The organism is Ruegeria sp. CH2 (assembly GCF_056537065.1).
This window is the reverse complement of the sequence record NZ_JBQFQV010000008.1, coordinates 126,468-145,735: the sequence shown is the minus strand read 5'-3', so window position 1 is coordinate 145,735 and position 19,268 is coordinate 126,468. Positions and strand designations below refer to the sequence as shown.

Below are 19,268 nucleotides of genomic sequence, written 5' to 3'. Positions count from 1 at the left end.
CCGTGACGCGATCCGTTTTCGTCAGGCACTTGGGCGAGGGGGAGCGGAAACTGCTCGCCCTCCATTGCACGATTGCACATTCCGGTGCCTGGTCCGGTTTGGCCATTGTGCTGGATGGTTGTGCGTCATTTATTGCCCCGGATATGCTGTCGCATGGGCGCAGCCCGGATTGGGACGGGCAGGTTGATTTCTTTGACGCTGTGACCAAACCGGCCCTGGCTGAATTGACCGAACCCATGGATGTAATCGGGCATTCCTTTGGGGCGATGATCGCGCTTAGGCTGGCGATCGAACATCCCGACCGTGTGCGCAGCCTGATCCTGATCGAACCCGTGTTCTTTGCAGTTGCAAAACAGGATGCGCCGCTGTTGTTCGAACAGCACGAACGGGACTCCGAGCCGGTCAACGCGGCCTTCGCATCTGGTGACAAGGTTTTGGCCGCGCGCCTGTTCAACAGGGCGTGGAGCACAAAGATCAGCCCCAAATGGCCTGATTTGCCCGAACGCACGCGGGCAAATATGGTGCGCGGGATCGATGCGGTTCCGGCTGTGCAGCCTGTGCTCTACGATGATCAGGCAGGTTTGCTTGACCCGGATAGGCTCCGGCGTGCATCGATGCCGACCCTGCTGCTGAGCGGGTCAGAGACGCCGCCGGTGATCCACGCGATTTGCGCCGGGCTGCAACGGCGTCTGCCTGATGCGCGCCATGAAAGCATCAGCGGCGCAGGGCACATGCTGCCGATTTCACACCCTGATGAAACCGGCGCTTTGCTGCGGGCGTTCTGGCAGGCCAACGCCCCGTTAGGCGTCAAAGCAGATTGAGAAACTGATCGATCTCCGCCGCTCCGATGGACCAGTCGCAAACCAGCCTGCACGCGAGGTTTTCGTTGTTATCCTCGCCTTCCAGCTCTGCACCCCAAAGGTGATAAACCGCGCCTGCCTTGTGCAGTTGCTTGTGCTTCGCGCGTGGGAATGAGGCAAAGATCATATTGGCCTGCGGTTCGTGCAGAAATGCGGCCCCCTTGGCGCGCAACCCCTCGGCCAAGCGGGCGCAGTTGTCATTGGCCTGACGCGCCATCTTCAGCCACAGGTCGTCTTCCAGATAGGCCGCCATCTGAGCGGACAGATAGCGGTGTTTGGAAAACAGATGCGCCCCGCGCTTGCGCCGCAGCTCAAACTCCCAGGCTTTGCTTTCATCAAAGAACACAACCGCCTCGACACCCATGAGACCGTTCTTGGTGCCACCAAAACTGACAGCATCTACACCTGCTTTCCATGTCATATCCGCAGGGGAACAGTTCAGCGCAACCAACGCGTTGGTAAAGCGCGCGCCGTCCAGATGCACGGGCAGGCCGTACGTCTTGGCGACCTCGCACAGGGCCTGCAACTCTGCCAGCGAATAGACCGATCCGCGCTCGGTCACTTGTGTGATCGACACAGGTCCGCGCTGCGGCCCATGTACGCCGCGTGTTTCCTCGCCCAGAATTGACCCGCGCAAAGCCTCAGGGGTCATCTTGTCTCCGCCCGGTACCAGGGTCAGCTTGGCGCCGCTGTAAAACTCCGGCGCGTTGCATTCGTCCTCGTGGATATGCGCGACTGGGGAACAGAAAACCGTTTCCCAAGGCTTTGACAATGTTGCAAGGGCCAGAGAATTCGCGGCTGTCCCCGTCGCCACCAGATAGACCGCAGCACCCGGAGCCTCGAAGATGCTGCGGATACGGTCGCGCACCTCGTTCATCAGCGTATCCGCACCATAGGCCATCTGATAGCCCTGATTGACCTCGGCCAGCCTGGCCATGACCTGCGGATGAACCGGCCCGGAATTGTCAGACGCGAAATGCATCAGCTTGGCTCCTCGATTATGTAATCTTCCCACTCTTCCATGGGTGTCTCAAACTCGGACACTGTGCGCCCCTGAACCGAGACCCCGGCGGCATGCACACTGTCCGCTGTACCAGATATCAACGGGTGCCAGTCGTAAAGCGGTTTGCCTTCCCACAGCAACCGATACGCGCAGGTTTGTGGCAACCAATAGGCATGTTCGTCGATATTGTCGGGGGTCATGACGATGCATTCGGGCACGAATTGATGCCGGATGTCGTATTGTACGCAGCGGCAGCTTTCGTCATCCAACAGGCGGCACGCGACGCAGGTCAGGGCAACCTCGCCCGTGTCTTCATCTTCCAGCTTGTTCAGGCAGCATTTGCCGCAGCCATCACATAACGCCTCCCACTCGCGCTGGTTCATTTGGCGCAGGGGTTTGCGCTCCCAAAACCGGGCAGGCAGGCCCGTGCGTTCAATCGGATCAACACTCATAGGGTGGTCAATATACCGCGGGCCTGTTTGCAGTCGGCATCCATCTGCGTGATCAGACTCTCCAGCCCGTCAAATGTCATCTCGGGGCGCAGAAAGTCGATCAGACCCACCGACAGCGTCGCCCCGTACAGATCGCCCGAAAAGTCGAACAGGAAGGTTTCGATATTGGGCACCTGGCCGTTAAACATCGGACGTACCCCGATCGAGGCCGCGCCGTGATAGCTGCCTTTATGCGGCCCATCCAACACGTCCACCAATACGGCGTAGACACCGAACTTTGGCGGGTGCAGCCCTTCGATGGACATATTCGCGGTGGGAAAGCCCAACTCGCGCCCGCGCTGTTCGCCCCCGATCACTTCGCCTTCGATCCGGTGCCAGTGTCCCAGCATCGCGGCTGCGTCCCGCGGTCGGCCGTCGCTCAGCGCGGTGCGAATGGCGGTTGAGGACACAACGTTTTCCGACCGTTCCATCAAAGGCGCAATCGTCACGCCGAACCCCATGTCCCGCCCGAACCGCACCAGATCCTGCGCCGTGCCGCTGCGGCCCTTGCCAAAGCAGAAATCGGCCCCCACCACGACATGCGACAGGCCCAGCCCGTCGCAGATCACGTTGCGTGCAAACTCTTCCGGCGATAGCCCTGCCAGCGCGGCGTTGAACGGCAGTTCATACAGCTTCTCTACGCCCAGCTTTTCCAGCCGGTGCGCCCGCGCATTGCCCCGCATCAGGCGGAACGGAGGCGTGTCCGGCGCAAAATACTCCCGCGGATGCGGCTCGAAGGTCAACACACCCAGCGGCGCGTCTGGCGCAGCATTACGGGCCAGTTCGATGACCGACTGGTGCCCCAAATGAACGCCGTCGAAATTCCCGATTGCCGCGCTGGCGCCGCGATCTTCTGGCTGGACGAACTGGATATCCCGGATGATGTGCATAGACGATTGCGTAGCGGCGCGAGTCAATTTGTTCAAGCGGCAGTTTGAATTCCAAGAATGCGATCCTGCGAATGAGCTTTGAACATTTCGCTTGGCCGGGAAAATGCACGAGGCCAATCCAAGTATTTCAGGTCAGGCGCCTCCAACCGCTTGATTCAAAAAAAACTCTGGGTTTAGACTGAAAATCCGGTCCCCTGGATTTAGGCGCACCGGATCAAAGCCCGGCCAGGTTCGAACGAACCCAGCACAGGAGGCAGACCCATGTACCGAATGCGACTGTTCGCGATTCGTCATGCCCGCACTTTCGAGTGGATCTATAAATGTGTCGAACGCGGCATGGTCGCGATGGACCCGCTATTTGCAAAGATCGGATATAACCGCGTCGAACGCCCCATTGCACTGGTCGAGAAGGGCGTCAAAACCCTGTTGTTCGATTGCAAGATGTGCGGGCAATGCGTGTTGTCATCCACCGGAATGTCCTGCCCGATGAACTGCCCAAAGCAATTGCGCAATGGCCCATGTGGCGGCGTACGTCCCGGCGAGTTTTGTGAGGTGAAGCCGGATATGAAATGCGTCTGGGCCCTGGCCTGGAACGGAGCCAGCCGTATGCGGGACGGAGCCGACAAGATAAAAGAAGTTCTTCCGCCGGTGGAGCACACGTTGAAAGGCTCGTCATCCTGGTTGCGGGTCAGCCGCGAGATTGCAGCGCACGAGCGCGAGACCCGGGATGCTGCCCGATTGGCGCTGGCCGAGGCATTCCCCGAAGCGCGCGAGAATGAACCCTCTGCGGCACCACTGGCCGCCGAACCACCCAACGCGATCAACCGGGAACTGAAGAAATGAGTGATACCCATCGCAACGAGGTGGAGCCGATTGGCTATGTTCCGGTTCCCCAAGGATATGTGTCGCACAGCCGGTTGGAAAAGGTACTCCGTTCAGGCCGTTTCGCAGTCACAGCCGAGTTGAACCCACCCGACAGTGCCGACCCCGAGGATGTTTTTCAGGCGGCCCAACCGCTTGGCGAAGTGGCTGACGCGATCAATGCAACCGATGCTTCGGGCGCGAACTGCCATATGTCGTCAATTGGGATTTGTGCCTTGCTGACGCGCGCGGGTTATTCTCCGGTCTATCAGATTTCCTGCCGCGACCGGAACCGGATTGCCATTCAGGGCGATGTTCTGGGGGCTGCGGCGTTGGGCGTCAGTAACGTGCTGTGCCTGACCGGCGACGGCGTCGGCGTCGGGGATCAGCCAGGGGCAAAACCGGTTTTCGATTTCGATTCCCTGACCCTGCTGCGGACGATCCGCACGATGCGCGATCAGGGAATGTTCCTGTCTGGTCGTAAGATCACGCGCCCGCCGCAACTGTTCCTTGGTGCTGCCGAAAACCCCTGCATACCGCCTTATGACTGGCGACCTGACCGTCTGGCAAAGAAGGTTGAGGCCGGGGCCGAGTATATTCAGACCAATTACATCTACGACATTCCGCTGTTCGAGAAATTCATGGCGCGGGTGCGGGATGCGGGACTGGACAAGAAAGTGTTCATCATCGCGGGTGTTGGCCCCATCGCGTCAGCGCGTGCGGCACGCTGGATGCGCAGCAATGTTCCCGGCATTCACATCCCCGATCAGGTCATCGAGCGGATGGAGAAAGCCGAAAAGCCAGCTGACGAGGGCAAGAAGATCTGTATCGAACTGATCCAGCAGATCCGCGATATCGCGGGGGTGTCCGGCGTTCATGTGATGGCTTACAGGCGCGAACACGTGGTGTCAGAGATCATTCTGGAATCCGGTGCGTTGAAAGGGCGAAAACGCGCCCGCCCGTCCTGAAAGGCACAGGCAAAAAACAGTGTCCAAACAAAAAAAGGCGCCGGTCGGGCGCCTTTTGCTTGGATGTGTTCGCCGATCAGTCGAACTTGCGCGACGGGGCCAGTACCATGGCTTCACCGATCAGAACCTTCTTGCCCTCGACCGAGCAATGGCAATCCAGTTTGACGCGACGCTTGGAAAAGTCGATGTCGATAACTTTGACCTCGGCGTAAACCATGTCACCGGGGCGCACGGGGGCCAGGAACTTCAGTGACTGCCCCATATAGACCGTGCCATGGCCCGGCAGTTGTTCGCCAATCACGGCCGAAATCAGCCCAGCTGTCAGCATCCCGTGCGCGATGCGCCCTTCGAAGATTGTATCGCGGGCATAATCATCATCCAGATGCACCGGATTCCGGTCTGTCGAGATCTGCGCAAACATCTCGATATCTTCGTCCGTCACCACTTTGCGCAGGTGGCGGGACATGCCCATTTCGATGTCTTCGATACAGATCGTTCCGCGTGGAAGATTGTCCAACATGTTGCCCTCACTCGAAATCGACCGAGAAAGAAAAAACCACTATCCGGCCTAGGTTGGCAACTTTATTACTTCGCAGTTGCAGAAAATCAAGTCTTTTCTTGCTATCTCAATCGACCGATTGTGTAGGTCGGGTTGATCTTTTCCCTTTCGATATAAGCTGTTAGGGATTCGTGATCCGGATGGTGCGACGTTTTTGTCTCGGCCGCCGCCAGCCCGCCCGAAATGAACAGGGAATCAATGCCTTCACCCATGCCCCCCAGAATGTCCGTATGGGGGCCGTCGCCGATCACCAGAATGTCGCTGTCCGGGATATCATGGCCCAGTTCCTGCAACCTGCGGCGCGCCAGATCGTAGATCGGCGGGTGCGGTTTGCCGAAATACAGGCTCTCGCCGCCCATCTCGGTATAGAGCTTGGCCAAAGCGCCTGCACACCATTCTCGTACCTCGCCGCGATCGACAACAATATCGGGGTTTGCGCATAGCAGCTTCATGCCCATCTGCTTGGCATAGAGGAAATCGGGGCGGTTCACGTCCGGGTCAGCCATCGGATCAAAAGGGCCACAGCAGACGATCCCCTCGGCCTCTCTCAGCGGGACACGTTCGATATGGATCGGGTGGTGCAGCAGTTTTAGGGGCTCGAAAAAGCCCGCATCGCGCTGCCATTCCCCCATGAAGTAAACCTTGTGCCCGACAGCGCCGCGGAACATCGCCGACCGCGCGGAATCGCCGCTGGTGGCGATGGTGTCATAGGCATCTGCGGGAACATTGAACTGCACCAGTTGCTCGGCCACACCCGCACGGGGTTTGGGCGAGTTCGTGACCAGCACGACAAGCCCCCCGTCCGCGCGATAGGCTTGAAGGGCTGCGACAGCTTCGGGATAAGCCGTGATTCCGTTGTGAACGCACCCCCACAGATCGACAAACAACGCTTTGTAGCGGGCAGAGATTTCGGACAGCGCGCGAACGATCTGGGTCATATGTGGCCTCAAGCTGAAACTGCACGAGCCTTATGACCGATTGGCAAGGGATTGGCCACCAATCGATAGGTGGCCACCCTGTATTTCATCTGTCGGGTACAGGTCTGCCCAAGCGCAATGCCGAAGGCGCAGACTCAGGACCAATAATGCGGGGCCAGTTTCACTCAGAACGACAGACCCCGCGTGTTTCTTCAGACCTTCAGGTTCGGAATGATCTGCTTTTTACGGCTCATGATGCCCGGCAGAACCACGGCGTCGCCATCGACGGATGCGCCAAAGCTTTTCTCGGCAACGGTTTTGACCAGATCGTTGGGCACCAGCAGAGTGGCTTCTTCGTTCAGGATATCGACGACGAACAGCAGCACCTGATCGACACCGTCTTCCTTGGCGACATCCACCATCGAACCCGCCAGGCTTGCCTTGCGGTCCAGAATGACGCCCGGCGCAGTGGTTTCCAGAACCGAGACGCGGAATTTGGTGCCATCGACCTCGTATTCCTTACTGTCCATGCGGATCAGTTCGGCATCCGAGAAGGACGAGACATCCGATTTCGCCGCAAACATGTCTGCCGCGTAAGCAGAGATATCCAGCTCCAGCTCGGCCGCCAGCCGCTCAGCGACCTCGCGGTCATGGGGCGTTGTGGTGGGCGAGCGGAATTCCAGTGTGTCCGACAGGATGCAGGTTAGTGCCGCGCCCTTGATGGCGTCGGGCATCTTGGCCGCATCGTCGCCCATCAGGTCGACCATGATGGTGGCCGTGCAGGCCAGCGGGCGTACGGTGATGTCGATCGGGCCTTTGGTTTCCAGACCACCGACCAGCTTGTGGTGGTCGATGACGGCGCGAATGTCCGCGTCATTTACATTGGCGGGCAGTTCGGCGGGGTTGTTGGTGTCGACGATGACCACCGGAGTGCCCGCGGCCAGATCGTCCAGGATGCGCGGTTTGGGCAGGTCCCAGTTGTCCAGCATGAATGCCGCTTCGGTGTTGGGTTCGCCCAACAGCACGGGCTCGGCCTGCACACCTTTGATTTCGTTAAGGTACCACGACCACAGGATCGGCGAGCCTGTGGAATCGGTGTCGGGGGATTTGTGGCCAAATACGAGCGTTGTCATGTCAGCGTCCTGCGGAATGGAAATTTGCGCGCCTTATAGGGCGGACAAACGTCCTTGTCACGCCACAGCAGCCCGTCTGCGACGCTTGGTCTGAAAACCGCTGAACCGGCTTAGAAAGCGGCGCGTGTCAGCGTGTATCCGGCCTGCCACAGCTGGTTCAGCAAACCGTGATCGTCACTCAGATGACCTGCGCCGACCGCGATCACTGCCGTCTGATCCGTGATGGCCAGAATATGCTCCATCCACAGGGCATTCCGCTGGACCAGCATCTGCTGCTCGAACCCGTTCCATTCCTCATCGAAGACGTCCCGGCTCAGCCCGGATTCCTCGAACCCCTGCAGGCGGGCAAATTGTATGATCTCGGCGTGCTTTTCTTCCAGATATCCATTGGCCATGGTGGCCAGTTGATCGTTGCTTCCCATCATCGCCCCGGACAGGCGCACCAGTGACTCGACCTGCTGTTCCAACGGGTGGCTGTCGAACATGGCGATCAGGTCGTCGATACGTTCCAGCGAGTGTTGCGGAATGCCGTTTTCTGCGGCCAGATCATTCAGGCGGGCGTCCATGCCGTAGGTCCCGTTCGGATCTTCCATCATGCAGGGCGGGATGCTCAGCATCATGCTCAAGAACCACGGTCGCATTTTGGCCGCCATCCAGCCGGGAATGCCGCGCTGGTTCAACGCGGTCGAGAATGCGGCCCAGTCTTCATCTCCCATCAGGTCGATCAGGGTCGGCCCGGATGTGATCATTACAGCGTTGAGATTATTGGCCAGGTTTTTTTCGAATGCGTCCATGTCAGTCTGGGTGACTTCGAAATAGAACGCGTCAGCCTTGCTCAGGTCCGGAGACAGGCGTTCAACCACCTTTTCCATGCGTTCGTCATACGTGTGCAGGGTGCCAATGATGTGCAGAACCGTGTCATCCTTGCGCGCAATCCAGTGGTTGCCTTCCGGAAAGGGGATGTCCGCCACCGCGCGCTGCAACTCGGCCCGCGCGTCATCCGACAGCTGCGGGCGCAGGTCCTGCCCATCGCACGCAGCCGCAGCCGTGATCGGGGCCAGTAGAAAAGCAAGAAATGTCAGCAGGCGCATGAACCCATCCGGTGTTGTGTCATCAAGGTGTTCCAGACATAGCCATGCCTGCGACCCATGTTCAAGCAACCCGTCTGGTATTCCTCAACAATCTGCGTAGCATAGGCCCCATGAACCGCGAGCAGGACCTCTATCCCCCGATCAAGGCGCTTTTGGAGCGTCAGGGATACACCGTCAAAGGAGAAGTGGGCGCTGCCGATATCGTCGCGATGCGCGAAGACGAGCCGCCTGTGATTGTCGAGCTCAAGCTCAGGTTCACGCTGTCCCTGTTCCATCAGGCAATTGCCCGCCTGAAACTCACGGATCAGGTCTATATCGGGGTCAGCAAACCCACCGGGCGCACGGCCCGGCGGGCGCTCAGGGACAATCTGGCGCTGTGCCGCAGGCTTGGTCTGGGTCTGATCACCGTACGTACCGATGGCACGGTCGAGGTGCAATGCGATCCGGGGCCCTATGCGCCGCGCAAGAACAAGGCCAGGGCGGCGCGGCTGCTGCGCGAATTCGACCGGCTGGAGGGCGACCCCAATTCCGGGGGCGCGACACGTCATGGGATCGTGACGGCCTACCGCCAGGATGCGCTGAAATGCGCGGCCTTTCTGGCCGAACACGGCCCGGCCAAAGGGGCCGAGGTCGCCAGATCGGTGGGTGTTCCGGTCGCCACCCGGTTGATGCGGGAAAATCACTATGGCTGGTTCGAGAAGGTTGAAAAAGGTGTCTACGCTCTTACCTCTGAGGGAACAGACGGCTTAAAACACTGGGCCTACAGCTGGGAACAGGCCGACTAGGCCGTTCTCAAAAAAATCCCAAACACCTTGTTGACTCGGCGTTTTAGACTCCCTAGCTATGCGTCGTTATCACTCACACACACCGAGTGCTAACGCCTCGTCGAATGGCGAGGGGAGGATAAACAAAACTTTGAGCCCAAGGAGCTGCAAAGATGGCATTGAAACCGCTTCATGACCGTGTGCTGGTTCGCCGTACCGAAAGCGATGAAAAAACCGCAGGCGGACTGATCATTCCTGACAGCGCAAAAGAAAAGCCCAGCGAAGGCGAAGTCGTCGCAACCGGCGAAGGCGCGCGCAAGGACAGCGGCGAGCTGATCGCAATGGCGGTCAAGGCTGGCGACAAGATCCTGTTCGGCAAATGGTCGGGCACCGAGGTCCAGGTCGACGGCGAAGAGCTGCTGATGATGAAAGAAAGCGACATCATGGGGATCATCGAGTAAGCCCGCGCTTTCTCTGATCTTCCACTAAACACATTTTCTCAAGGAGAAACGACATGGCTGCAAAGGACGTCAAGTTCGACACCGATGCCCGCAACAAGATGCTGAAAGGCGTCAACATTCTGGCGGATGCTGTCAAAGTGACCCTGGGCCCCAAAGGCCGCAACGTGGTTCTGGACAAATCCTTCGGCGCACCGCGCATCACCAAAGACGGTGTTTCGGTTGCCAAGGAAATCGAACTGGAAGACAAGTTCGAAAACATGGGCGCGCAGATGGTGAAAGAAGTCGCCAGCCGCACCAATGACGAAGCCGGCGACGGCACCACCACCGCGACCGTTCTGGCGCAGGCCATCGTAAAAGAAGGCCTGAAGCAGGTTGCAGCGGGCCTGAACCCGATGGACCTGAAGCGCGGCATCGACCTGGCAACCGCCAAAGTTGTCGAAGGCATCCGTGCTGCTTCGCGCGAAGTCAAAGACTCGGCAGAAGTTGCTCAGGTTGGCACCATCTCGGCCAACGGCGAAGCTGAAATTGGCCAGCAGATCGCGGACGCGATGCAGAAGGTTGGCAACGAAGGCGTCATCACCGTCGAAGAAAACAAAGGTCTGGAAACCGAGACCGATGTTGTCGAAGGTATGCAGTTCGACCGCGGCTATCTGTCGCCTTACTTCGTCACCAACGCAGACAAGATGATCGCAGAACTCGACGACTGCATGATCCTGCTGCACGAAAAGAAACTGTCCTCGCTGCAGCCGATGGTTCCTCTGCTCGAGCAGGTGATCCAGTCGCAAAAGCCGCTGCTGATCATTGCAGAAGACGTTGAAGGCGAAGCGCTGGCAACTCTGGTTGTCAACAAACTGCGCGGCGGCCTGAAAATTGCTGCTGTCAAGGCACCGGGCTTCGGCGATCGCCGTAAGGCCATGCTGCAGGACATCGCAATCCTGACCGGCGGTCAGGTGATCAGCGAAGATCTGGGCATGAAGCTTGAGAATGTCACCATGGACATGCTGGGCACCGCCAAGAAGATCGAGATCAGCAAAGACGAAACCACCATCGTCGACGGTGCTGGCGAGAAAGCCGAGATCGAAGCACGTGTTGCTCAGATCCGCACCCAGATCGAAGAAACCTCGTCGGATTACGACCGTGAGAAGCTGCAGGAACGCGTTGCCAAACTGGCAGGCGGTGTTGCCGTTATCCGCGTCGGCGGCATGACCGAAGTTGAAGTGAAAGAGCGTAAGGACCGTGTGGACGATGCTCTGAACGCAACACGCGCAGCCGTTCAGGAAGGCGTCGTTGTAGGCGGTGGTGTTGCTCTGGTTCAGGCCGGTAAAGCACTGGAATCGCTGAAAGGCGCAAACGCTGATCAGGACGCAGGCATCAACATCGTGCGCAAGGCTATCGAAGCGCCGCTGCGCCAGATCGCCGAAAACGCAGGCGTTGACGGTGCGGTTGTTGCAGGCAAAGTGCGCGAATCTTCGGATCCGGCCTTTGGCTTCAATGCTCAGACCGAAGAATATGGCGACATGTTCTCGTTCGGCGTGATCGACCCGGCCAAAGTTGTCCGTACCGCTCTGGAAGATGCGGCATCGGTTGCCGGCCTGCTGGTCACCACCGAAGCGATGGTTGCAGACAAACCGCAAAAAGATGCACCTGCTGGCGGCATGCCCGACATGGGCGGCATGGGCGGCATGATGTAAGCACGTCGAATTCGCCTAAGCGAATTCTGACGACCCCTGACAGGCGTTTGGCTGCAAGGTCAGGCTGTCGAGAGGGGAAGCAAAGTGCTAACGGACGGGGTCGCCTTTTGGCGGCCCCGTTTCATTTCCGATGGCCGCAATGCGGCCATGCCTCCGGCGGGAGTATTTTGGAAAAGATGAAGGCTGGGCCGCGTGTGCCCGAATTGTGAGTGTCCAACGCGCCGCCAAGTCGGTATGTGGTTGAAATGCGACTGTTCCTTCTGACCGCCCTGACCATGTGCGCCTTTGCGGCGAACTCCATTCTGAACCGGCTGGCTATCGACAGCGCGTCCAGCGATCCTGCGGGGTTTGCCATTATCCGGGTTCTGGCGGGGGCGTTGGTTCTGGCCGCACTGATCCTGCTGCGTAGAGGACATTTGCCCCTTCGCAACCGCAGGCGGATCATCGGGGCCGGGTCGCTTTCCCTGTATATGATCGGTTTTTCAATTGCCTATCTGACGTTGGATGCGGGGCTGGGCGCACTTATCCTGTTTGCCGTTGTGCAGATTACCATGTTCGCCGCCACCGCCCTTGCCGGGGCCAAACCCACCCGGCGACAGCTGGCCGGGGCAGCGATTGCACTGGGTGGTCTGGCCTGTGTCCTGTGGCCCACAGGAACAGTGCAGGTCGATCCAACCGGAACCGTTTCGATGATTGCTGCCGGAGTCGGCTGGGCAGCCTATTCACTGGCCGGGCGGTCCGAGCCCGATGCGTTGCAGGGCACGGCCGCAAATTTCATCGTCGCGCTGCCGGTGACCGCGCTGGCCCTGATGGCCACAGGGGCAGAGTGGCACATGACCGGATTGGGCTATCTCCTTGCGGCCTTGTCAGGTGGCGTGACCTCGGGTCTGGGATACGCCTTGTGGTATCGCGTTCTGCCCCGGCTGGCACCTTCGACGGCGGCAGTCGTCCAGCTCAGCGTGCCGGTGATCGCGATTGTGGGCGGCGTGGTGCTGTTGGGGGAAAGCGCGAGTGTGCGGCTGCTTGTTGGTGCGGCACTTGTTTTGGGCGGTATCGCGCTGGCTGTACTGCGACGTCAACGTGGGAAGGGCTTTTAACGCAGGCGCACAGGCTTTATCTGGCGGGTATGAGAATTCTGATCGCCCTGCTTTGTTGCCTTTTTCCCGCCGTGGCCAGCGCGAAATGCGTTGTCCTGCTGCACGGTCTGGCCCGGACCGAGGCGTCATTCAGCGTGATGGAGCAACTGTTCAAAGCGAATGGCTATTCCGTCGTGCGCCCCGGTTACCCATCGACCGAAATCGGTATCCCCGAACTGGCCGAACAAACCATCCCGCAAGCATTTGCAGCCTGCGGCAGTGACACCGTCAATGTCGTTGCGCATTCCATGGGTGGCATCCTGTTGCGATACTGGTTACAGGACCACAGCCCTGAAAACATGGGCCGTGTCGTCATGCTGGGGCCGCCCAATCAGGGTAGCCAGCTGGTCGATGAACTCAGCGCGTGGGAGGTGTTCGGATACCTGAACGGCCCGGCCGGACTGCAACTGGGTACGGGCCCGGATAGTATTCCCAGCCGCCTGCCGCCCGTGGATTTCGAACTGGGGGTCATCGCAGGTGATCAGTCCCTGAACCTCGTGTTTTCATCTCTGATCGACGGCCCGGACGATGGCAAGGTGTCGGTCGAATCCACCAAAGTCGAAGGCATGGCCGATCATCTCGTCTTGCCGGTGACCCACACTTTCATGATGAACAACCCGCAGGTCATGGCACAGGCTCTGCACTTTATCGAATTTGGTCGGTTCGATCCCCAGATCACTTGGCTGGACGGTGTGATGGACGTAATAGACGAGATCTGCATCGGGCAGAATTGCTCGGAACCGGGGGCGGAGCCATCAGAATGACCACATTGGAACTGACATTGACCGGTGCCGAGGTTCTGCTACCGGATGAAGGGCTGTCACGCGCGGAGCTTTCCGTTGCAGGTGGGGTCATTCAGAAAGACGCAACCGGGCGGCGGATTGACCTGACCGGGTTTCTTGTTCTGCCAGGTATTGTCGACTTGCACGGCGATGGGTTCGAACGCCATATCGCCCCACGTCGCGGCGCGATGAAGCAGATGAATGAGGGCATTCTGTCGGCCGAGGCCGAACTGGCGGCCAACGGCATCACCACAGCCGTTCTGGCGCAGTTTTACAGCTGGGAAGGCGGCGTGCGCGGCCCGGACTTTGCCGCGCAGGTGTTTGCGGCCATCGCAGCGGTCAAGGGCAGCACGGTCACCGATCTGATCCCGCAATTGCGGTTCGAGACCAATATGCTCGCGGATTACGACGAGCTGGCCCGTCGCATCGCCGATTGGCAGGTGCCATACGTGGTCTTCAATGATCACCTGCCGCATGATCGTTTGGCACAGGGCAAGAAACCACCGCGCCTGACCGGGCAGGCATTGAAGGCCGGACGCAACCCAGAGGCGCATTTTGCGATGCTGCTCGACATGCACGCCCGCAAGGCTGAGGTTCCGGCGGCGCTAGAAGCGCTCTGTTCGGACCTTGCGGACATGGGCGTGCGTCTGGGCAGCCACGATGACGCAACTGCCGAGGCGCGCGCCTGGTGGCGCGGCCAAGGGGTGCGCATTGCCGAGTTTCCCGAAACGCTTGAAGCCGCCGAGGCCGCGCGCGCTGCCGGGGATCACGTCATTCTCGGCTCACCCAATGTGGTCCGCGGCGGCTCGCATAAGGGCAACGCCAGCGCGGTAGAGCTGATCGCCATGGGGCTCTGTGATGCCCTGGCCTCGGATTACCATTATCCCAGTCCACGCCGCGCGGCGCTGATGCTGATCAAAACCGGGCTGCTGGATCTCGCAGGGGCCTGGGCGCTGATCTCATCCGGCCCCGCGCGGGTGCTGGACTTGCAGGACCGGGGCACGCTTGCCGCGGGCAAACGCGCCGATCTGGTAATCCTTGATGCAAGCACTCACCGGGTCGCCGCGACATTGGCGGGCGGGCGCGTCAGCTATATGTCTGGGGATATCGCAACCCGCTTTGTGGGGTAAAACCAGACCAGCTTCACCTTTTTCCAAATACTCTCGCCGAAGGCATCGCGCCGTAGCGCGATATTCTACCGCTTGATCCGGTTGAAATGTCCCATCTTGCGACCGGCCTTGACCTCGGCCTTGCCGTAAAGATGCAGCGCGACGTCCCGTTCGCGCGCCAGCTCGGGCACACGGTCCATATCGTCGCCAATCAGGTTCTCCATCACCACATCCGAGTGGCGCTGCCCGTCGCCCAACGGCCAACCCGCCACCGCGCGGATGTGCTGTTCGAACTGATCCACGGCGCAGCCATTCTGCGTCCAGTGGCCCGAATTATGCACGCGCGGCGCGATCTCGTTCACGATCAGCCCGCCGGGTGTCACGAACAGCTCAACGCCCATGACACCGACATATTCCAGCGCGTTCAGGATATTGGCCGCCAGCAGGATGGCATCGGTGCGCTGGGCAGGGGACAGTCGTGCAGGGATGGTGGTGGTGTGCAGGATGCCGTCGCGGTGCACATTCTCACCCGGGTCGAAACAGGCCACCTGACCGTCCAGTCCCCGCGCTGCAATGATCGAAACCTCGTGTGAGAAATCAACAAAACCCTCCAGAAGGGCAGGCGCACCAGCCATATCGGCCAGCGCGGCCTCGGCATCCCCGGGGCTGCGCAATCTGGCTTGTCCTTTGCCGTCATAGCCAAAGCGGCGGGTCTTCAGGATGGCGGGCGTGCCGATTTCTTCGATGGCCGCATTCAGGCTGTCCAGATCGGTGATATCCGCAAACGGAGCCGTTTTCAGGCCAAGCCCCTGCAGGAACGTCTTCTCGGTCAGGCGGTCCTGACTGACCCTCAATGCCTCACGCCCGGGACGAATGGGGCGATGGGCTTCCAGAATATCCAATGCCTCGGTCGGGATGTTCTCGAACTCATAGGTGATGACGTCCACCGCATCGGCGAAGGCCGTCAAGGCGTCGATATCGTCGTAGGCCGCTGTCGTAACCCGATCCGCAACCTGCCCGGCAGGCGGGTTTGCGCCCGGCTCGTAGATGTGGCTGACAAACCCCAGCCGAGAGGCCGCCACCGACAGCATCCGGCCCAGCTGGCCGCCACCCAGAATCCCGATCACTGCACCTTGGGCGAGCATCTCCGCCATCGTCAATTCTCCAAACGTTTTCCAATTGCGCCAAGCGCCGCTCTCAGCGCCTCATGCGCGCCCTGTTCGATCAGGGTGCCCGTCATTTGCAGGCTCAAAGTACCTTCGGTCGCCAAAGCGTCGCGCTCCTGTGCCAACCGCCCGGCTGTGTTTTTTTCCATCGCGGCGAGAAAACCCGCCATCAACTGCGTGGTATAGAACTCGGCCCCGTCCGCATCGCCGGTTACGTCACCCAGCCATTCGGCCCCGGTGGCCATCAGATCCAGAATGCCGGGAACCATGGCACAAATGGCAAAATGCGCGTTCAGCGCCACCTCATCCGCAACCTTGACCACGGGGTTTTCCGGCTCAAACAGCTCGGCCAGCAAGCGGTCATTGCCGAACGCCGCCATCGGACAGCCACCGGACTGCAAGAACCCCAGTGGGATGGTTTGGACGAAATCCGACGCAGGGGCGCAAAGCTTGGCCAAATCTTCGGCGGAAACGGCCGCCATAACCGAAACAACCTGCTGATCGGCGCGAAAGGTCAGGGGGGCCAGAACCTCGGCCGCGATATGCGGGCGCAGGCACAGAAACACGATGTCCGAGGCGTCAATCACCGCTTGCGGCGGCGCGATAGTCACGCCCAGTTCGGCCTTCAGGGCGGCCGAGACCTCGGCGTTGCGTTCTGTCACGCAGATCTCATGCCCTTTGGCGGCCATCAGCCGCGCAATCGGCGCGGCGATATGCCCGGTGCCGATAAACCCGATCCGGCTCATCCCTGCGGTTCCTCGGGGATTGAGGCGGACAACGCGTCACGCCAGGCATCCAGCCGCGCGGCCAGGGCCTCATCCTGCAAGGCCAGAATGCCCGCTGCCATCAGGCCCGCATTGGCCCCGCCAGCGGACCCGATTGCCATGGTCGCCACGGGAAAGCCCTTGGGCATCTGCACAATGGAATACAGCGAATCCACGCCCGACAGGGCCCGCGTCTGAACAGGCACGCCAATCACCGGTACGCGTGTTTTCGAGGCCATCATACCCGGCAGATGTGCCGCTCCGCCAGCGCCCGCGATGATCACCTGCAACCCGCGCGACACGGCGGTCTTGCCATAGTCCCACAACCGGTCCGGGGTGCGATGGGCCGAAACGATACGCGCCTCATAAGCGATGCCCAGTTCATCCAGAATATCTGCGGCTTCCTTCATCGTGGGCCAGTCCGACTGGCTGCCCATGATGATCCCCACTGTCACATCGCTCATCCGCTTATGTCCCCGCGCTCAGAAAGAGCGCGCACTATAGCCAAATCCGCTTTTGTGGCAATGCGGTACAGGGCGTTCAGGCAATGATATCGGGGGTCAGGCGATCTTCGATCAGGCGGATGAAGTCTTTCAGGCGCAGTTTTTCCTTTTTCAGACGCCGAAGGGTCAACTGATCAGCCGTTCCTTTTTCATGCAGCGCCTCGATCGCCTCATCAAGGTCGCGGTGCTGGCGGCGGAAAACCTCCAACTCAACCCGCAGAACTTCTTCGGTTTTCATCGAAAGGTCGGTGGGCGCGTTCATTGGCGACTCGGGCTTGTTGTGGTGCTTGCCCAACAAGATAGTGTGTCAGACGTTATCGCGCCAGACCTTGTGGACATCCTGGTTTCTTCCCATATTCTATAACAAGCGGTTGCCGGAACGGGACCGCGCACCACGTCGCTTTGACAATAAAGGACGAAAATACGTGTCGAAACTTACTCTTGGCTCATACCCGCATCTTTTGGGGTTCGAGCAGCTGGAACGCCTTCTGGAACGGTCTGCAAAGGCCGGTAATGAAGGATACCCGCCCTATAACATCGAACAGACCTCGGACTTTTCCTACCGCATCACCCTTGCGGTGGCCGGGTTCGCCGAAGAGGATCTGTCGATCACCATCGAGGATCGCCAACTGGTGATCCGGGGCCGTCAGCGCGACGACAGCGAGGGGCGCATCTTCCTGCACCGTGGTATCGCGGCGCGTCAGTTTCAGCGCATGTTCGTGCTGGCTGACGGGGTCGAGGTGGGAGAGGCGATCATGGAAAACGGTCTGCTGCATGTGGATCTGACCCGCGCCGTGCCGGAAACCGTGGTTCAGACAATCAACATACGGAAGGGGTAAGAGCAATGAATACACCGATTGAAATCAACACCGAAGGCGATCGTATCGTCTATGTGAAAACAGTCGACGTTGCCGATCTGCCGCGTGATCTGCGCGATCAGGCAGGTGATCTGGATCACCTTTATGCCGTGCACGATTCCGATGGTCAGCAACTGGCGCTTGTGGCCGACCGCAAGCTGGCCTTCGTTCTGGCCCGTCAGCACGACCTGTCACCTGTGGCCGTTCACTGAACGGCCCCTTTGTCCGGTGGGGCTGAAACGTTGCCCGCAACACACGCGCATCGGCGAAACTGCCGCTTTTAACCTGTAACGGAGCCGACTGCATGAGCTGGTTTGAATTCGACTGGGTAGACGCCTTCACCAATCGTGCATTTGGCGGCAACGGTTGTGCCGTGGTCCACGGCGGCGCGGGTCTCTCGGCCGAGCTCTGCATGGCCTATGTGCGCGAAACCTCTCTGGTCGAATGCACATTCACCGGCCCGTCCGACGTGGCCGACATCCGCGTCCGTTATTTTCTGGCCAGCCGTGAAATTCCCTTTGCCGGTCATCCGACGATTGCCACCGTAGCGGCGATGCGGTCGCGCGGCATGATCTCCGGCGATAACCTGACGCTGGAAACCGGCGCTGGCATCGTTTCGATCGGATTGCAGGGCGAACAGATTGAAATGACGCAGGTCGCCCCGCAATTTGGTGCGCATGTGCCAGCCGATCTGGTGGCAAAGGCGATCAGCCTGCCGCAAGAAGCCATCATCTCGCCACCCCGGATGGTTTCAACCGGCTTGCCCTTTTGTATTACCGTTCTGCGCGATCATGACGCTTTGCGCGCGGCCCGCCTGTCCGAGGACGCGCTGCGCAAAGTGGCTGCGACGGCAGGGTATTCCGGCTCGGACATGGCCGAGCCTTTCCTCGTGACGCTAAAAGGGGCTACCGACGCGGGCGATACGTTCTCGCGCTTGCTTATGGCTCCGCCCAGCCCGCCCGAAGATCCGTTTACCGGGTCTGCCACCGGGGCCATGGCGGCTTATCTGTGGAAATACGGGCTGATGACCAAAGACAGTTTCGTTGCGGAACAGGGTCACGATATGGGTCGCCCCGGTCAGGCTGTTGTCACGCGCGTTGGCCCCACCGATGCGATGACGGGAATCAAGGTAGCCGGTCAGGGGCATATCCTGATGCGCGGGCAGGTTGATCTGCCACAAGCCACCCAGTAGCCGAACCGTTCCCGTCTCCAGGGACTGCCCGGAACGCCTCAGACTATCAAAACAAAAACGGCCCCCGAAA

At 59.8% G+C, this 19,268-nt stretch carries 23 protein-coding genes; 12 read left to right on the top strand and 11 right to left on the bottom strand.

Features of this window, described 5'->3' with window-relative positions:
* Nucleotides 1–2: 2 nt before the first annotated feature.
* A complete protein-coding gene (locus ACR0M9_RS12815; protein ID WP_480773773.1) occupies nucleotides 3–821 on the top strand; it encodes an alpha/beta fold hydrolase in 819 nt (272 codons plus the stop codon).
* Here ACR0M9_RS12815 and ACR0M9_RS12810 read toward each other — a convergent pair.
* Genes ACR0M9_RS12810 through ACR0M9_RS12800 form a run of 3 tightly spaced genes read right to left on the bottom strand, consistent with a single transcriptional unit; the run spans nucleotide 808 to nucleotide 3,244 of the window.
* The gene (locus ACR0M9_RS12810; RefSeq protein ID WP_480605204.1) at nucleotides 808–1,842 is read right to left on the bottom strand and encodes a threonine aldolase family protein; all 1,035 of its coding nucleotides are present in this window, start codon (nucleotides 1,840–1,842) and stop codon (nucleotides 808–810) included. The two genes, ACR0M9_RS12815 and ACR0M9_RS12810, sit on opposite strands and share 14 nt — an antisense overlap.
* Nucleotides 1,842–2,315 carry a YcgN family cysteine cluster protein gene (locus ACR0M9_RS12805; protein ID WP_209504795.1) on the bottom strand — a complete coding sequence of 158 codons (474 nt, stop codon included), beginning with the start codon at nucleotides 2,313–2,315 and terminating at the stop codon, nucleotides 1,842–1,844. The genes ACR0M9_RS12810 and ACR0M9_RS12805 overlap by 1 nt, the downstream gene beginning before the upstream one ends.
* Nucleotides 2,312–3,244, bottom strand: a complete 933-nt coding sequence (locus ACR0M9_RS12800; protein ID WP_480773772.1) for a bifunctional riboflavin kinase/FAD synthetase — start codon at nucleotides 3,242–3,244, stop codon at nucleotides 2,312–2,314. Before ACR0M9_RS12800 ends, ACR0M9_RS12805 begins: the two co-directional genes overlap by 4 nt.
* A gap of 261 nt (nucleotides 3,245–3,505) precedes the next feature.
* Between ACR0M9_RS12800 and ACR0M9_RS12795 the strand changes: the two genes are divergently transcribed.
* Nucleotides 3,506–4,087: a methylenetetrahydrofolate reductase C-terminal domain-containing protein gene (locus ACR0M9_RS12795; protein WP_209598048.1), complete on the top strand. Its 582-nt coding sequence runs from the start codon at nucleotides 3,506–3,508 to the stop codon at nucleotides 4,085–4,087.
* Complete coding sequence (locus ACR0M9_RS12790; protein ID WP_480475455.1) at nucleotides 4,084–5,073, top strand: methylenetetrahydrofolate reductase; 990 nt, start codon at nucleotides 4,084–4,086, stop codon at nucleotides 5,071–5,073. Before ACR0M9_RS12795 ends, ACR0M9_RS12790 begins: the two co-directional genes overlap by 4 nt.
* Before the next feature lie 76 nt (nucleotides 5,074–5,149).
* Here ACR0M9_RS12790 and ACR0M9_RS12785 read toward each other — a convergent pair whose 3' ends face one another.
* The 4 genes from ACR0M9_RS12785 to ACR0M9_RS12770 all read right to left on the bottom strand — a co-directional run bounded on the left by ACR0M9_RS12785 (nucleotide 5,150) and on the right by ACR0M9_RS12770 (nucleotide 8,773).
* The gene (locus tag ACR0M9_RS12785; RefSeq protein WP_267362989.1) at nucleotides 5,150–5,593 is read right to left on the bottom strand and encodes a MaoC family dehydratase; all 444 of its coding nucleotides are present in this window, start codon (nucleotides 5,591–5,593) and stop codon (nucleotides 5,150–5,152) included.
* A 101-nt stretch (nucleotides 5,594–5,694) separates the two neighbouring features.
* Nucleotides 5,695–6,570 carry a TIGR01459 family HAD-type hydrolase gene (locus tag ACR0M9_RS12780; protein ID WP_480773771.1) on the bottom strand — a complete coding sequence of 292 codons (876 nt, stop codon included), beginning with the start codon at nucleotides 6,568–6,570 and terminating at the stop codon, nucleotides 5,695–5,697.
* A 191-nt stretch (nucleotides 6,571–6,761) separates the two neighbouring features.
* The gene (locus ACR0M9_RS12775) at nucleotides 6,762–7,682 is read right to left on the bottom strand and encodes a manganese-dependent inorganic pyrophosphatase (protein WP_480773770.1); all 921 of its coding nucleotides are present in this window, start codon (nucleotides 7,680–7,682) and stop codon (nucleotides 6,762–6,764) included.
* A 110-nt stretch (nucleotides 7,683–7,792) separates the two neighbouring features.
* Complete coding sequence (locus ACR0M9_RS12770; RefSeq protein WP_480773769.1) at nucleotides 7,793–8,773, bottom strand: TraB/GumN family protein; 981 nt, start codon at nucleotides 8,771–8,773, stop codon at nucleotides 7,793–7,795.
* Nucleotides 8,774–8,883: 110 nt separating this feature from the next.
* Here ACR0M9_RS12770 and ACR0M9_RS12765 point away from each other — a divergent pair, with 110 nt between their 5' ends.
* From ACR0M9_RS12765 to ACR0M9_RS12740, 6 genes are all read left to right on the top strand, one after another.
* Nucleotides 8,884–9,558, top strand: coding sequence for a DUF2161 domain-containing phosphodiesterase (locus tag ACR0M9_RS12765; RefSeq protein WP_480557812.1), 675 nt, complete (start codon nucleotides 8,884–8,886; stop codon nucleotides 9,556–9,558).
* A 152-nt stretch (nucleotides 9,559–9,710) separates the two neighbouring features.
* The gene (groES, locus tag ACR0M9_RS12760; RefSeq protein WP_170536247.1) at nucleotides 9,711–9,998 is read left to right on the top strand and encodes a co-chaperone GroES; all 288 of its coding nucleotides are present in this window, start codon (nucleotides 9,711–9,713) and stop codon (nucleotides 9,996–9,998) included.
* A gap of 53 nt (nucleotides 9,999–10,051) precedes the next feature.
* Nucleotides 10,052–11,689, top strand: coding sequence for a chaperonin GroEL (groL, locus tag ACR0M9_RS12755; RefSeq protein ID WP_267362982.1), 1,638 nt, complete (start codon nucleotides 10,052–10,054; stop codon nucleotides 11,687–11,689).
* 245 nt (nucleotides 11,690–11,934) lie between these two features.
* The gene (locus ACR0M9_RS12750; RefSeq protein ID WP_480773768.1) at nucleotides 11,935–12,786 is read left to right on the top strand and encodes a DMT family transporter; all 852 of its coding nucleotides are present in this window, start codon (nucleotides 11,935–11,937) and stop codon (nucleotides 12,784–12,786) included.
* A gap of 29 nt (nucleotides 12,787–12,815) precedes the next feature.
* Nucleotides 12,816–13,589: an alpha/beta fold hydrolase gene (locus ACR0M9_RS12745; protein ID WP_480482253.1), complete on the top strand. Its 774-nt coding sequence runs from the start codon at nucleotides 12,816–12,818 to the stop codon at nucleotides 13,587–13,589.
* Nucleotides 13,586–14,737, top strand: a complete 1,152-nt coding sequence (locus ACR0M9_RS12740; RefSeq protein ID WP_480773767.1) for an alpha-D-ribose 1-methylphosphonate 5-triphosphate diphosphatase — start codon at nucleotides 13,586–13,588, stop codon at nucleotides 14,735–14,737. The genes ACR0M9_RS12745 and ACR0M9_RS12740 overlap by 4 nt, the downstream gene beginning before the upstream one ends.
* A gap of 65 nt (nucleotides 14,738–14,802) precedes the next feature.
* Here the strand turns inward: ACR0M9_RS12740 and ACR0M9_RS12735 are convergent, their stop codons facing one another.
* The 4 genes from ACR0M9_RS12735 to ACR0M9_RS12720 form a co-directional block, all read right to left on the bottom strand.
* Nucleotides 14,803–15,870: a 5-(carboxyamino)imidazole ribonucleotide synthase gene (locus ACR0M9_RS12735; protein ID WP_480622114.1), complete on the bottom strand. Its 1,068-nt coding sequence runs from the start codon at nucleotides 15,868–15,870 to the stop codon at nucleotides 14,803–14,805.
* A 2-nt stretch (nucleotides 15,871–15,872) separates the two neighbouring features.
* Entirely contained in the window at nucleotides 15,873–16,628 is a 756-nt protein-coding gene (locus ACR0M9_RS12730; protein ID WP_480773766.1) for an NAD(P)-binding domain-containing protein, read from the bottom strand.
* Nucleotides 16,625–17,110: a 5-(carboxyamino)imidazole ribonucleotide mutase gene (gene purE / locus ACR0M9_RS12725; protein ID WP_267362974.1), complete on the bottom strand. Its 486-nt coding sequence runs from the start codon at nucleotides 17,108–17,110 to the stop codon at nucleotides 16,625–16,627. Before purE ends, ACR0M9_RS12730 begins: the two co-directional genes overlap by 4 nt.
* A 76-nt stretch (nucleotides 17,111–17,186) precedes the next feature.
* Nucleotides 17,187–17,411, bottom strand: coding sequence for a YdcH family protein (locus tag ACR0M9_RS12720; RefSeq protein WP_267362973.1), 225 nt, complete (start codon nucleotides 17,409–17,411; stop codon nucleotides 17,187–17,189).
* Between the two features lie 163 nt (nucleotides 17,412–17,574).
* On the opposite strand from ACR0M9_RS12720, the gene ACR0M9_RS12715 reads away from it, so the two are divergent.
* From ACR0M9_RS12715 to ACR0M9_RS12705, 3 genes are all read left to right on the top strand, one after another.
* Nucleotides 17,575–17,988 (top strand): Hsp20 family protein, encoded by a 414-nt coding sequence (locus ACR0M9_RS12715; protein WP_058275530.1) that lies wholly within the window; start codon nucleotides 17,575–17,577, stop codon nucleotides 17,986–17,988.
* Between the two features lie 5 nt (nucleotides 17,989–17,993).
* Nucleotides 17,994–18,218 (top strand): DUF1150 family protein, encoded by a 225-nt coding sequence (locus tag ACR0M9_RS12710; protein ID WP_209504776.1) that lies wholly within the window; start codon nucleotides 17,994–17,996, stop codon nucleotides 18,216–18,218.
* Nucleotides 18,219–18,310: 92 nt separating this feature from the next.
* The gene (locus ACR0M9_RS12705; RefSeq protein WP_480773765.1) at nucleotides 18,311–19,198 is read left to right on the top strand and encodes a PhzF family phenazine biosynthesis protein; all 888 of its coding nucleotides are present in this window, start codon (nucleotides 18,311–18,313) and stop codon (nucleotides 19,196–19,198) included.
* Nucleotides 19,199–19,268: the final 70 nt, after the last annotated feature.